We start from the raw sequence: 12,880 nt of genomic DNA, 5'->3' as shown, positions 1-12,880 counted from the left end.
ATGACATATAAGCTCCCCGTTTCGGTCCTGGTGGTCATTTATGCAGAAGACACGAAGCGGGTGCTGATGTTGCAGCGGCGTGATGACCCTGAATTCTGGCAGTCGGTTACCGGCAGTCTGGAAGAGGGGGAGACCGCGCCGCAGGCCGCCGCGCGTGAAGTAAAGGAAGAGGTCGCCATTGACGTTGCCCGCGAGCAACTGACCCTGAAGGACTGTCAGCGCACGGTGGAGTTCGAAATTTTTAGCCATTTACGTCATCGCTACGCGCCGGGTACCGAGCGCAATACGGAATCGTGGTTCTGTCTCGCGCTCCCCCATGAACGGGAGATCGTGTTTACCGAACACCTGACCTACCGCTGGGTGAATGCGGCGGATGCTGCCGCGCTGACCAAGTCGTGGAGCAACCGGCAGGCGATTGAAGAATTTGTAATTAACGCTGCCTGAAAAGGCGCGCTCTTTGAGGATATTTTTATGGCAGGTCATAGTAAGTGGGCCAACACCAAACACCGCAAAGCGGCACAGGATGCCAAGCGCGGTAAGATCTTTACCAAAATCATTCGCGAGCTGGTGACGGCAGCGCGTCTGGGCGGCGGCGACCCGGCGTCTAACCCGCGTCTGCGCGCGGCGGTTGATAAAGCGCTGTCCAACAACATGACGCGTGACACCCTGAACCGTGCAATCGCACGTGGCGTGGGCGGTGACGAAGACGCGAACATGGAAACCATCATTTATGAAGGTTACGGTCCTGGCGGTACGGCGGTGATGGTTGAGTGCCTGTCCGACAACCGTAACCGTACCGTTGCGGAAGTGCGCCACGCGTTCACCAAAACCGGTGGCAACCTGGGCACTGACGGTTCCGTTGCGTACCTGTTCAGCAAAAAAGGCGTCATCTCTTTCGAGAAAGGCGACGAAGATGCGATCATGGAAGCGGCGCTGGAAGCCGGTGCGGAAGACGTAGTGACCTTCGACGACGGTGCTATCGACGTTTATACCGCATGGGAAGAGATGGGTGCCGTGCGCGACGCGCTGGAAGCGGCAGGCCTGAAAGCGGACAACGCTGAAGTCTCCATGATCCCGTCCACCAAAGCGGACATGGATGCGGAAACCGCACCAAAACTGCTGCGTCTGATCGACATGCTCGAAGACTGTGACGACGTGCAGGAAGTGTACCACAACGGTGAAATCTCTGATGAGGTTGCAGCGACTCTCTGATGAGAGCGTATAAATCCGTTACAGGAGACGCGTGATGTCGATTATTCTCGGGATTGACCCAGGCTCACGCGTCACCGGTTATGGCGTTATCCGTCAGGTGGGACGCCAGTTAACCTACCTGGGCAGCGGCTGTATCCGCACCAAAGTTGACGATCTGCCGTCGCGCCTGAAGCTCATTTATGCGGGCGTATCGGAGATCATCACCCAGTTTCAGCCGGACTATTTCGCCATCGAGCAGGTCTTCATGGCGAAAAACGCCGATTCGGCGCTGAAGCTCGGCCAGGCTCGTGGCGTTGCCATTGTCGCTGCCGTGAACCAGGATTTGCCGGTATTTGAATACGCGGCGCGTCAGGTTAAGCAGACGGTGGTGGGTATTGGTAGCGCGGAGAAAAGTCAGGTGCAGCACATGGTGCGTACCCTGCTGAAGCTCCCTGCGAACCCGCAGGCCGATGCCGCGGATGCGCTGGCGATTGCGATTACCCACTGTCACGTGAGCCAGAACGCGATGCAAATGAGCGAGTCGCGGCTCAATCTGGCGCGAGGCAGGTTACGATAATGACAAATCAGGCTGGATGTTTATCCAGCCTTTTTTTATTATGTCGGCAGTTAATTTCTTCCAGAACGCAGGAGCGTCACGTGATAGGCAGACTCAGAGGCATCATCATTGAAAAACAACCCCCGTTAGTGCTGCTGGAAGTGGGTGGCGTGGGCTATGAAGTCCATATGCCGATGACCTGCTTCTACGAGCTGCCGGACGCGGGCAAAGAGGCGATTGTCTTTACTCAGTTTGTGGTGCGTGAAGATGCTCAGCTGCTGTACGGCTTCAACAACAAGCAGGAACGCACGCTGTTCCGCGAGCTGATTAAAACCAACGGCGTCGGGCCGAAACTGGCGCTGGCGATCTTATCCGGCATGTCTGCACCACAGTTTGTGAATGCTGTTGAGCGCGAAGATCCTGCGGCGCTGATTAAGCTTCCGGGCATCGGTAAGAAAACGGCAGAGCGTCTGATTGTCGAGATGAAAGACCGCTTTAAAGGCCTGCATGGCGATCTCTTCACGCCGGCGGCCGATCTGGTACTGACCTCTCCAGGTGCGCCTGCGACGGATGATGATGCCGAGCAGGAAGCGGTTGCCGCGCTGGTGGCGCTGGGCTATAAACCTCAGGAGGCCAGCCGTATGGTGAGCAAAATTGCCAAACCGGACGCCAGCAGTGAAACCCTGATTCGTGAAGCGCTGCGCGCTGCATTGTGAGGTAAAGGATGATAGAAGCAGACCGCCTGGTTTCGGCAGGCACTGTTCAGGCAGAGGATGTGGTGGATCGCGCGATTCGCCCAAAACTGCTTGATGAGTACATTGGCCAGCCGCAGGTTCGTTCCCAGATGGAGATTTTCATCCAGGCGGCAAAACTGCGCGGCGATGCGCTCGATCACCTGCTGATTTTTGGCCCTCCCGGTTTAGGCAAAACCACGCTGGCGAATATCGTCGCCAATGAGATGGGCGTTAACCTGCGCACCACCTCCGGCCCGGTGCTGGAGAAGGCGGGCGATCTCGCTGCGATGCTGACCAACCTCGAACCACATGACGTGCTGTTTATCGATGAGATCCACCGTCTCTCACCGGTGGTAGAAGAGGTGCTCTATCCGGCGATGGAAGATTACCAGCTGGATATCATGATCGGCGAAGGTCCGGCCGCGCGCTCCATCAAAATCGATCTGCCGCCGTTTACCCTGATTGGCGCAACGACGCGAGCCGGGTCGTTGACCTCTCCACTGCGCGACCGTTTCGGGATCGTGCAGCGTCTGGAATTTTATCAGGTTGCCGATCTCCAGCACATCGTTGGCCGCAGCGCCCGCTATATGGGGCTGGAAATGAGCGAAGAGGGCGCGTTTGAAGTGGCGAAGCGTTCCCGCGGTACGCCGCGTATCGCCAACCGCCTGCTGCGCCGCGTGCGTGACTTTGCAGAGGTAAAGCACAACGGTTCGATTTCCGCCGAGATTGCCGCCCAGGCGCTGGACATGCTGAACGTCGATGCCGAAGGTTTTGATTACATGGACCGCAAGCTGCTGCTGGCGGTGCTGGACAAGTTCTTTGGTGGCCCGGTCGGGCTGGATAACCTGGCGGCGGCTATTGGTGAAGAGCGTGAGACGATTGAAGATGTGCTGGAGCCGTATCTGATTCAGCAGGGCTTCCTGCAGCGCACCCCGCGTGGACGTATGGCGACGGTGCGGGCGTGGAATCATTTCGGTATTACGCCACCGGCAATGCCGTAAGCAGCGATAATTTGTAGCCCCGGTAAGCGAAGCGTCACCGGGGACATACCCACTACTGTGCGGTCTTCTTCATCATACTGAAGATAAACAGCACCGCAGCACTCAGCACCACGGACGGCCCAGCAGGCGTGTCATAGAACGCCGAGAAGGTGAGTCCACCCGTTACCGCAATCATCCCGACGATCACGGCTACGCCGGCCATCTGCTCAGGCGTACGGGCAAAACGACGCGCCGTAGCGGCAGGGATGATCAGCAGGGACGTAATAATCAGCGCGCCGACAAACTTCATCGCTACGCCAATGGTTAACGCCGTCACCAGCATCAGCAGCAGCTTAACGCGCTGCAGCTTCACGCCGTCGACAAATGCCAGATCCGGGCTGACGGTCATGGCCAGTAAATTCCGCCACTGCCAGAGCAGAATAGCGAGCACCACCAGCACGCCAATGGCTATAGCGATGAGATCCTCCGGCGTCACGGCCAGCAGGTCACCGAAGAGGTAGGCCATCAGATCCACGCGGATGTTCGACATCAGGCTGACCACCACCAGGCCCAGCGACAGGGCGCTGTGCGCCATGATGCCAAGCAGGGTATCGATGGCGAGGTGAGGACGCTTCTCCAGCCAGACCAGACCGGCCGCCAGCAGCAGCGTGACCACAATCACCGCGTAGAACGGGTTGACGTTCAGCAGCAGGCCAAAAGCCACGCCCAGCAGGGACGCATGCGCCAGGGTATCACCGAAGTAAGACATTCTGCGCCATACCACAAACGAGCCGAGCGGGCCCGCGGCGCAGGCAAGCATAATCCCGGCCAGCCAGCCGGGCAGTAACAGTTCAATCATTAGTGTCCATTTCCCCGACGCAGTACGATTCGTCCCTGTAAATCATGGCGATGATTATGATGATGACGATAAATGCCAAGCTGCTCGGCGCCGCGAGGGCCGAACATGGAGATAAACTCCGGATGCATGGAGACGACTTCAGGCGTACCTGAGCAGCAGATATGGTGGTTGAGGCACAGCACTTCGTCGGTTTTTGCCATTACCAGATGGAGATCATGGGAGACCATCAGCACTGCGCAATCGAGCTCGCGACGTAGCTGGTCGATCAAATCATAAAGCGCAACCTGACCATTAACATCCACACCCTGAGTCGGCTCATCCAGTACCAGAAGCTGCGGGCTGCTCAGCAGCGCGCGGGCAAGTAAAACACGCTGAGTTTCACCGCCGGAGAGTTTTTGCAGCGGCGCATCGACAAGATGGCCCGCCTGCACGCGTTTCAGTGCCGGGAGAATATCGGCTTTACGCGTGCCGGGGCGCAGACGCAGGAAACGGCTGACCGTCAGCGGCAGCGTGGCGTCGAGATGAAGTTTTTGCGGTACATAGCCAATACGCAATTTTTCCTCGCGCTTAATCACGCCTTCATCGGGTGCGACCAGACCCAGCACCACGCGTACCAGGGTGGATTTACCTGCGCCATTGGGGCCGAGAAGCGTCAGAATTTTGCCGGGCTTCAGATCGAGCGACACGTCAGAGAGGACGCGGCGCTGGCCAAATGAGACCGAAATATTTTCAAGAGAAACCAATGTCGTCATGTCATTTTAAGCTTGAAGAAGTCAACGAATGTTATAATATCACATTCCACGCATTCACTACGATGATTAGTCGCATTATGTTACATAAAAATACGCTTCTTTTCGCAGCATTATCTGCTGCCCTTTGGGGGACAACCGCACAAGATGTTAACGCTGCGGTTGTCGCTTCGCTTAAGCCACTTGGATTCATCGCGTCCGCCATTGCAGACGGCGTAACGGAGACCCAGGTTCTGCTCCCTGATGGTGCATCTGAGCATGACTATTCCCTGCGCCCGTCAGATGTAAAACGCTTGCAAAACGCGGACTTAGTCGTCTGGATTGGTCCTGAAATGGAAGCGTTCATGCAGAAGTCAGCAAAACAGGTGGCGGGTGAAAAACAGGTCGCGATTGCCGACCTCCCCGGCGTGAAACCGTTGCTCATGAAAGGGGCGGATGACGACGGCGACGAACATGACCACCATGCTGCAGACGGTGAAAAAGGTGATGGAGATCACCATCACGGCGAGTACAACATGCATCTTTGGTTATCCCCAGAGATAGCGCGGCTTTCAGCGGTTGCAATCCATGACAAATTAGTGGAACTTATGCCGCAAAGTCGAGCCAAACTAGACGCCAACCTGAAGGATTTTGAGGCACAATTAGCCGCAACCGATAAGCAGGTGGGTAATGAGCTCGCACCGTTGAAAGGAAAAGGGTATTTCGTTTTTCATGACGCCTACGGCTATTACGAAAAACACTACGGTTTGACCCCGCTGGGCCACTTCACCGTCAACCCTGAAATTCAGCCTGGTGCGCAGCGTTTACATGAAATCAGAACACAGCTGGTTGAGCAGAAAGCGACATGCGTTTTTGCTGAGCCACAGTTCAGGCCAGCGGTCGTAGAAGCCGTGGCCAGGGGAACATCCGTGCGCATGGGAACCCTTGACCCGCTAGGTACGAATATCCAGTTGAGCAAAGCGAGCTATTCGCAGTTCCTCAGCCAACTGGCGAACCAGTATGCGAGCTGCCTGAAAGGAGAATAACGAGGAAGTGAATACGTGCAACAGATAGCCCGCTCTGTCGCCCTGGCATTTAACAATCTGCCTCGACCCCACCGCGTTATGCTGGGGTCGCTTACAGTACTCACCTTAGCGGTCGCCGTCTGGCGGCCCTATGTGTACCACCCGAGTTCTGCCCCTATCATCAAAACCATTGAGCTTGAAAAGAGCGAAATCCGTTCTTTGCTGCCTGAAGCCAGTGAGCCTATCGACCAGGCGGCTCAGGAAGATGAAGCTATCCCGCAGGATGAACTGGACGATAAAACCGAGAACGAAGCGGGTATCCACGAATATGTAGTGTCTACCGGTGACACGCTGAGCAGCGTGCTGAACCAGTACGGCATCGACATGGGCAATATCAGCCAGCTGGCGGCTGCGGATAAAGATCTTCGTAATCTGAAAATCGGACAGCAGCTCTCCTGGACATTAACGGCGGATGGCGATCTCCAGCGTCTGACCTGGGAAATGTCCCGCCGCGAAACCCGCACCTACGATCGCACTGCAAACGGTTTCAAGATGACCAGCGAAATGCAGAAGGGTGACTGGATTAACAGCGTTCTGAAAGGCACCGTGGGCGCGAGCTTTGTCTCAAGCGCGCGCGATGCAGGCTTGACCAGCGCTGAAATCAGTTCGGTGATCAAAGCCATGCAGTGGCAGATGGATTTCCGCAAGCTGAAGAAGGGCGATGAGTTCTCCGTCCTGATGTCACGCGAGATGCTGGACGGCAAGCGCGAGCAAAGCCAGCTGCTGGGCGTCCGACTGCGCTCTGAGGGTAAAGATTATTACGCGATTCGTGCCGAAGACGGTAAGTTCTACGATCGCAGCGGTACGGGCCTTGCGAAAGGCTTCCTGCGCTTCCCGACGGCAAAACAGTTCCGCGTCTCTTCTAACTTTAACCCGCGTCGTCTGAACCCGGTAACCGGGCGCGTCGCGCCGCACCGTGGCGTTGATTTTGCCATGCCGCAGGGTACGCCGGTACTGGCGGTAGGGGATGGCGAAGTGGTGGTGGCCAAGCGTAGCGGTGCCGCCGGATATTATGTCGCGGTACGGCATGGTCGTACTTATACGACCCGCTACATGCACCTGCGCAAGCTGCTGGTCAAACCGGGCCAGAAGGTGAAGCGTGGTGACCGTATCGCGATTTCCGGCAATACCGGACGCTCTACCGGCCCGCATCTGCACTATGAAGTGTGGATCAACCAACAGGCAGTGAACCCGCTGACGGCGAAACTGCCGCGCACCGAAGGCCTGACAGGTAAAGATCGTACTGATTATCTGGCGCAGGTGAAAGAGGTGATACCGCAGCTGAGCTTAAACTAAGCCCTCTGTTTTTGTTAAAAAAGCCGGCGCACACTGACGCCGGCTTTTTCTTTTGTGCGGGGACGACTGCCTCGCTACACTATCTGAATAAAATTTTGCTTCATCAGACCCTGGATCCAGCATGGAAACCAAAAAAAACAATATTGAATACATTCCTGAGTTTGAAAAATCCTTTCGCCATCCGCGCAACTGGGGCGCCTGGCTTGGTGTTTACGCCTTTGCGGGGATGGCGTTGCTGCCGGCTTCCGTCCGAGACCCAGTTCTGGGGAAAATTGGCCGTCTGGCCGGGCGTTTAGGCAAGAGCGCTCGCCGCCGCGCGCAGATTAATCTCTACTACTGTTTTCCTGAGAAAAGCGACGCCGAACGTGAGGCAATTATTGATGAGATGTATACCACTGCCCCGCAGGCAATGGCGATGATGGCGGAACTGGCGCTGAAAGGGCCGGATAAAATCGTCGATCGCGTTGACTGGAAAGGGCTGGACATCATCGAGGAGATGCGCCGCAATGACGAGAAAGTCATTTTCCTTGTCCCCCACGGCTGGGGCGTTGATATTCCGGCGATGCTCATGGCGTCTCAGGGCCAGAAAATGGCGGCGATGTTCCATAACCAGGGAAATAAAATCTACGATTTTGTCTGGAACACGGTGCGTCGTCGTTTTGGCGGACGTTTGCATGCGCGTAACGATGGCATTAAGCCCTTCATTCAGTCGGTACGTCAGGGGTACTGGGGCTACTATCTGCCGGATCAGGACCACGGCCCAGAGCACAGCGAGTTTGTCGATTTCTTTGCGACCTATAAAGCGACGCTCCCCGCGATTGGTCGACTGATGAAAGTCTGTCGTGCCCGCGTGATCCCGCTATTCCCGGTCTATGACGGCAAAACGCATCGCCTGAGTATTGAGGTCCGTCCGCCGATGGACGATCTGCTCACCGCGGACGACCACACCATCGCGCGTCGAATGAACGAAGAGGTGGAGATCCTGGTGGGGCCGCATGCCGAACAGTACACGTGGATTTTGAAGCTGCTTAAAACGCGTAAACCGGGTGAAACAGAGCCCTACAAACGCAAAGAGCTTTATCCGAGGAAATAAAAAAAGCCCTCTCCAGACGGAGAGGGCTTTTTAACACAAACGTTATTACTCGACGGTCATAACGCGCGTGGTGTTGGTTGAGCCGATGGTGCTCATCACATCGCCCTGGGTCACGATAACGATATCACCGGACACCAGATAGCCTTTGTCGCGCAGCAGGTTTACGGCATCGTGCGCTGCAGCTACGCCATCATTAGTGCTGTCGAAGTGAACCGGCGTCACGCCGCGGTACAACGCCGTCAGGTTCAGGGTACGTTCGTGACGGGACATGGCGAAAATTGGCAGGCCAGAGCTGATACGAGAGGTCATCAGCGCGGTGCGGCCAGATTCGGTCATGGTGATGATCGCGGTAACGCCCTTCAGGTGGTTTGCCGCGTACATCGCAGACATCGCAATCGCTTCTTCCACGTTGTCGAACTGCACGTCCAGACGATGTTTAGAGACGTTGATGCTTGGGATCTTTTCAGCGCCCAGGCAGACTCGCGCCATGGCGGCCACGGTTTCTGCCGGATACTGGCCCGCAGCGGTTTCCGCAGAGAGCATCACCGCATCCGTACCGTCCAGCACGGCGTTGGCCACGTCCATAACTTCCGCACGGGTTGGCATTGGGTTGGTGATCATCGATTCCATCATCTGAGTGGCGGTGATCACCGCGCGGTTCAGCTGACGTGCGCGACGAATCAGCGCTTTCTGGATACCGACCAGCTCAGGGTCGCCGATTTCCACGCCCAGGTCACCACGCGCAACCATGACAACGTCAGAGGCGAGGATCACATCGTCCATGGCATCCTGATCGCAAACGGCCTCCGCTCGTTCAACTTTAGCGACGATTTTAGCATCGCAGCCTGCATCACGTGCCAGGCGACGCGCATAGTTAAGATCTTCGCCACAGCGCGGGAAGGAGACGGCCAGGTAGTCAACGCCGATCAGCGCGGCAGTTACGATGTCCGCTTTGTCTTTATCGGTAAGCGCTTCTGCTGAGAGGCCGCCACCCAGTTTGTTGATGCCTTTATTGTTGGAGAGCGGGCCGCCAACGGTGACTTCGGTGAACACTTTCATGCCCTGAACTTCCAGCACTTTCAGCTGTACGCGACCGTCGTCGAGCAGCAGGATATCGCCAGGCACCACGTCAGCCGGCAGGCCTTTATAGTCGATACCAACTTTCTCTTTATCGCCTTCGCCTTTGCCCAGGTTGGCATCAAGCAGGAATTTGTCGCCGATATTGAGGAAAACTTTACCCTCTTTAAAGGTCGATACACGGATTTTTGGACCCTGCAAATCGCCGAGGATAGCAACGTGGCGGCCCAGTTTTGCTGCAATTTCACGCACTTTATCGGCACGTAATTTATGGTCTTCTGGCGTACCGTGAGAGAAGTTCATACGCACCACGTTGGCACCGGCGGCGATAATTTTTTCGAGATTATTATCGCGATCGGTGGCCGGGCCTAAGGTGGTTACGATCTTGGTTCTGCGAAGCCTTCTGGACATGTAATACTCCGTTGACTGAAACAACTTTGGTGTTGCGTGAACATTGAATCGGCCTTCATCTGCTGCAAGGCAGCGGCGAGGGGACCGAATGCCGTAAATCGTTACATCGTCATTATTCGTGACGTATTCGTTATCAACTATCAGGGAACATCGCTCTTTATAAGCAATTCTTTATCAAAACGCGATTCCTTCAGCGCTTCCTTGACCCGCTTCAAGTTATCCCGGAATTTTGCCCCGCGACGTAGGGTAAAACCGGTCGCAAGCACGTCAATCACGGTGAGCTGGGCCAGTCGGGAGACCATCGGCATATAAATGTCTGTGTCTTCCGGCACGTCGAGGGTGATTGCCAGCGTTGCCTCACGCGCCAGCGGCGTGCCGGCTGTAGTGAGCGCAATCACCATGGCATCGTTTTCACGGGCCAGCTGCGCCAGCTCTACCTGACTTTTGGTGCGGCCGGTATGCGAAATCAGTACCACGACGTCATCTTCACTGCAATTCATACAGCTCATGCGTTGCAGCACAATGTCATCGGAATAAATAACCGGAACGTTAAAGCGGAAAAATTTATTCATGGCGTCATGCGCGACGGCCGCCGACGACCCGAGCCCAAAGAACGCAATTCGCTTGGCCTGGGTGAGTAAATCCACCGCGCGATTCACGGAGCTCATGTCCAGAGACTGACGGACGTGGTCAAGCGAAGCCATGGCCGACTCAAAAATTTTCGTGGTATAGGCATCAACGCTGTCGTCTTCATCCACATTACGATTAACATAAGGGGTGCCGTTAGCCAGACTTTGTGCCAGATGCAGTTTAAAATCAGGAAAGCCGCGCGTTTCCAGACTGCGGCAAAAGCGATTGACCGTGGGTTCGCTAACACCCGCTTCCTGTGCCAGAGCGGCGATGCTTGAATGAATCGCCTGAGCGGGGGAGGCCATAATGACCTCGGCCACTTTACGCTCGGATTTGCTAAGGTGTTCCAGTTGAAACTGGATTTTTTCCAGCATGTTCATGTTAACAGGACGCTCATGGGTGTAAACGATTTCATAAATTGATGAAATCGAGATTCGATTTAGCCGATATTACCCTTGTGGCTTCCATTAAGGGTAACAATCGACAAGATAATGTTGTTGTTTTTTTTCATTACTTGATCGGTGTCGGGTTTTGCTATGACCCTGTTGCGCAAAGAAACGACGGTTGTTGCGTCATTAAACCGTCGAAATCATCCGAAGGGTGAAAAATCGCGGTATCGCACGCGACGATAAGCGCTAATGGTTTCGGGAATGACGTAAAAGCAGTACAGTGCATTGTAATAAAATTACAACGATACCTGGCAGAAGCACCAGGTGATCCAACTGAGGAGAATGACATGGCGGTAACGCAAACAGCCCAGGCATGTGACCTGGTCATTTTCGGCGCGAAAGGCGATCTTGCACGCCGAAAATTGCTGCCTTCCCTGTATCAACTGGAGAAAGCGGGCCAAATTCATCCGGATACCCGTATCCTGGGTGTAGGGCGCGCCGACTGGGACAAGGACGCTTATACCAAAGTCGTCCGCGAGGCGCTCGAAACTTTCATGAAAGAAAAAATTGATGAAAGTTTGTGGGATACCCTGAGTGGACGCCTCGATTTCTGCAACCTGGACGTGAATGACGTCAGCGCATTCGCCCGCCTGGGCGCGATGCTGGATCAGAAAAACCGTGTCACCATTAACTATTTCGCCATGCCGCCAAGCACCTTCGGCGCCATTTGCAAAGGTCTGGGCGAAGCCAAACTGAACGCCAAACCGGCGCGCGTCGTGATGGAGAAGCCGCTGGGTACGTCGCTGGCAACCTCGCGCGAAATCAACGACCAGGTGGGCGAGTTCTTTGAAGAATGCCAGGTCTACCGTATCGACCACTACCTCGGTAAAGAGACGGTTCTGAACCTGCTGGCGCTGCGTTTCGCTAACTCCCTGTTTGTGAATAACTGGGACAACCGCACTATCGACCACGTGGAAATCACCGTGGCGGAAGAGGTGGGGATTGAAGGCCGCTGGGGTTACTTTGACCAGGCCGGTCAGATGCGCGACATGATCCAGAACCACCTGCTGCAGATTCTGTGCATGATTGCCATGTCTCCTCCGTCTGACCTGACGGCTGACAGCATCCGCGACGCCAAAGTGAAAGTGCTGAAGTCGCTGCGCCGCATCGACCGCTCCAACGTGCGCGAGAAGACCGTTCGCGGCCAGTACACCGCCGGGTTTGCGCAAGGCAAAAAAGTGCCAGGCTACCTGGAAGAAGAGGGCGCGAACAAGTCCAGCAACACCGAGACGTTCGTGGCTATCCGCGTGGATATCGACGACTGGCGCTGGGCGGGTGTTCCGTTCTACCTGCGCACCGGTAAGCGTCTGCCGGCCAAATGTTCCGAAGTGGTTGTCTACTTTAAGAACCCGGAATTGAACCTGTTCAAAGAGTCCTGGCAGGAACTGCCGCAAAATAAACTGACCATTCGTCTGCAGCCGGACGAGGGCGTGGATATCCAGATCCTGAACAAAGTGCCGGGCCTGGATCATAAACACAACCTGCAGACCACCAAGCTGGATCTGAGCTATTCCGAAACTTTCAACCAGACGCACCTGGCCGATGCTTACGAGCGTCTGCTGCTGGAAACCATGCGCGGTATTCAGGCGCTGTTCGTGCGCCGTGATGAAGTGGAAGAAGCATGGAAATGGGTCGACTCCATCACCGAAGCCTGGGCTGCCGATCAGGATGCGCCAAAACCGTATCAGGCGGGCACCTGGGGACCTGTCGCGTCGGTGGCGATGATCACCCGCGATGGCCGCTCCTGGAACGAGTTTGAGTAAGATAATCCGCTAGCCCGAAAGTGTTATT

The 12,880-nt window shown here is 55.6% G+C and carries 13 protein-coding genes; 9 read left to right on the top strand and 4 right to left on the bottom strand.

Annotated elements, in window-relative coordinates; all coding sequences use genetic code 11:
- From nudB to ruvB, 5 genes are all read left to right on the top strand, one after another.
- Positions 1-444 carry a dihydroneopterin triphosphate diphosphatase gene (nudB, locus tag AB3N39_RS12630; RefSeq protein ID WP_008500446.1) on the top strand — a complete coding sequence of 148 codons (444 nt, stop codon included), beginning with the start codon at positions 1-3 and terminating at the stop codon, positions 442-444.
- Positions 445-471: 27 nt separating this feature from the next.
- Entirely contained in the window at positions 472-1,212 is a 741-nt protein-coding gene (locus AB3N39_RS12625; protein WP_008500447.1) for a YebC/PmpR family DNA-binding transcriptional regulator, read from the top strand.
- A gap of 34 nt (positions 1,213-1,246) precedes the next feature.
- On the top strand, positions 1,247-1,768 hold the full coding sequence (gene ruvC, locus AB3N39_RS12620) for a crossover junction endodeoxyribonuclease RuvC (protein ID WP_003859749.1): 522 nt from the start codon (positions 1,247-1,249) through the stop codon (positions 1,766-1,768).
- An 80-nt stretch (positions 1,769-1,848) separates the two neighbouring features.
- A complete protein-coding gene (gene ruvA / locus AB3N39_RS12615; protein ID WP_023617042.1) occupies positions 1,849-2,463 on the top strand; it encodes a Holliday junction branch migration protein RuvA in 615 nt (204 codons plus the stop codon).
- Positions 2,464-2,471: 8 nt separating this feature from the next.
- A complete protein-coding gene (gene ruvB, locus AB3N39_RS12610; RefSeq protein ID WP_008500449.1) occupies positions 2,472-3,482 on the top strand; it encodes a Holliday junction branch migration DNA helicase RuvB in 1,011 nt (336 codons plus the stop codon).
- Positions 3,483-3,534: 52 nt separating this feature from the next.
- On the opposite strand, the gene znuB is transcribed toward ruvB, so the two are convergent.
- A complete protein-coding gene (gene znuB, locus AB3N39_RS12605) occupies positions 3,535-4,320 on the bottom strand; it encodes a zinc ABC transporter permease subunit ZnuB (RefSeq protein ID WP_045326744.1) in 786 nt (261 codons plus the stop codon).
- Positions 4,320-5,072 carry a zinc ABC transporter ATP-binding protein ZnuC gene (gene znuC, locus AB3N39_RS12600; RefSeq protein ID WP_136195778.1) on the bottom strand — a complete coding sequence of 251 codons (753 nt, stop codon included), beginning with the start codon at positions 5,070-5,072 and terminating at the stop codon, positions 4,320-4,322. The genes znuB and znuC overlap by 1 nt, the downstream gene beginning before the upstream one ends.
- Positions 5,073-5,149: 77 nt before the next feature.
- Between znuC and znuA the strand changes: the two genes are divergently transcribed.
- The 3 genes from znuA to lpxM all read left to right on the top strand — a co-directional run bounded on the left by znuA (position 5,150) and on the right by lpxM (position 8,522).
- Positions 5,150-6,094, top strand: coding sequence for a zinc ABC transporter substrate-binding protein ZnuA (gene znuA, locus AB3N39_RS12595; protein ID WP_127732807.1), 945 nt, complete (start codon positions 5,150-5,152; stop codon positions 6,092-6,094).
- A gap of 15 nt (positions 6,095-6,109) precedes the next feature.
- A complete protein-coding gene (gene mepM, locus AB3N39_RS12590) occupies positions 6,110-7,429 on the top strand; it encodes a murein DD-endopeptidase MepM (protein ID WP_367896769.1) in 1,320 nt (439 codons plus the stop codon).
- A 121-nt stretch (positions 7,430-7,550) separates the two neighbouring features.
- Positions 7,551-8,522 carry a lauroyl-Kdo(2)-lipid IV(A) myristoyltransferase gene (gene lpxM / locus AB3N39_RS12585; RefSeq protein WP_029741765.1) on the top strand — a complete coding sequence of 324 codons (972 nt, stop codon included), beginning with the start codon at positions 7,551-7,553 and terminating at the stop codon, positions 8,520-8,522.
- A gap of 45 nt (positions 8,523-8,567) precedes the next feature.
- On the opposite strand, the gene pyk is transcribed toward lpxM, so the two are convergent.
- On the bottom strand, positions 8,568-10,010 hold the full coding sequence (gene pyk / locus AB3N39_RS12580) for a pyruvate kinase (RefSeq protein WP_008500455.1): 1,443 nt from the start codon (positions 10,008-10,010) through the stop codon (positions 8,568-8,570).
- Between the two features lie 140 nt (positions 10,011-10,150).
- Entirely contained in the window at positions 10,151-11,020 is an 870-nt protein-coding gene (locus AB3N39_RS12575; protein WP_115875687.1) for a MurR/RpiR family transcriptional regulator, read from the bottom strand.
- Between the two features lie 356 nt (positions 11,021-11,376).
- On the opposite strand from AB3N39_RS12575, the gene zwf reads away from it, so the two are divergent.
- A complete protein-coding gene (zwf, locus tag AB3N39_RS12570) occupies positions 11,377-12,852 on the top strand; it encodes a glucose-6-phosphate dehydrogenase (RefSeq protein WP_008500457.1) in 1,476 nt (491 codons plus the stop codon).
- The last annotated feature ends 28 nt before the right edge of the window (positions 12,853-12,880 follow it).

The organism is Enterobacter vonholyi, assembly GCF_040834095.1.
GTDB classification, from domain to species: domain Bacteria; phylum Pseudomonadota; class Gammaproteobacteria; order Enterobacterales; family Enterobacteriaceae; genus Enterobacter; species Enterobacter vonholyi.
The sequence above is the reverse complement of the archived record's forward strand: the minus strand, read 5'-3'. Positions and strand labels throughout refer to the sequence as shown.

Excerpts from the sequence above, each read along its gene's own strand:
- nudB (WP_008500446.1), top strand. The coding sequence starts at position 1 with ATGACATATAAGCTCCCCGTTTCGGTCCTGGTGGTCATTTATGCAGAA.
- AB3N39_RS12625 (WP_008500447.1), top strand. The coding sequence starts at position 472 with ATGGCAGGTCATAGTAAGTGGGCCAACACCAAACACCGCAAAGCGGCA.
- ruvC (WP_003859749.1), top strand. The coding sequence starts at position 1,247 with ATGTCGATTATTCTCGGGATTGACCCAGGCTCACGCGTCACCGGTTAT.
- ruvB (WP_008500449.1), top strand. The coding sequence starts at position 2,472 with ATGATAGAAGCAGACCGCCTGGTTTCGGCAGGCACTGTTCAGGCAGAG.
- znuB (WP_045326744.1), bottom strand. The coding sequence starts at position 4,320 with ATGATTGAACTGTTACTGCCCGGCTGGCTGGCCGGGATTATGCTTGCC.
- znuC (WP_136195778.1), bottom strand. The coding sequence starts at position 5,072 with ATGACGACATTGGTTTCTCTTGAAAATATTTCGGTCTCATTTGGCCAG.
- znuA (WP_127732807.1), top strand. The coding sequence starts at position 5,150 with ATGTTACATAAAAATACGCTTCTTTTCGCAGCATTATCTGCTGCCCTT.
- lpxM (WP_029741765.1), top strand. The coding sequence starts at position 7,551 with ATGGAAACCAAAAAAAACAATATTGAATACATTCCTGAGTTTGAAAAA.
- pyk (WP_008500455.1), bottom strand. The coding sequence starts at position 10,010 with ATGTCCAGAAGGCTTCGCAGAACCAAGATCGTAACCACCTTAGGCCCG.
- AB3N39_RS12575 (WP_115875687.1), bottom strand. The coding sequence starts at position 11,020 with ATGAACATGCTGGAAAAAATCCAGTTTCAACTGGAACACCTTAGCAAA.
- zwf (WP_008500457.1), top strand. The coding sequence starts at position 11,377 with ATGGCGGTAACGCAAACAGCCCAGGCATGTGACCTGGTCATTTTCGGC.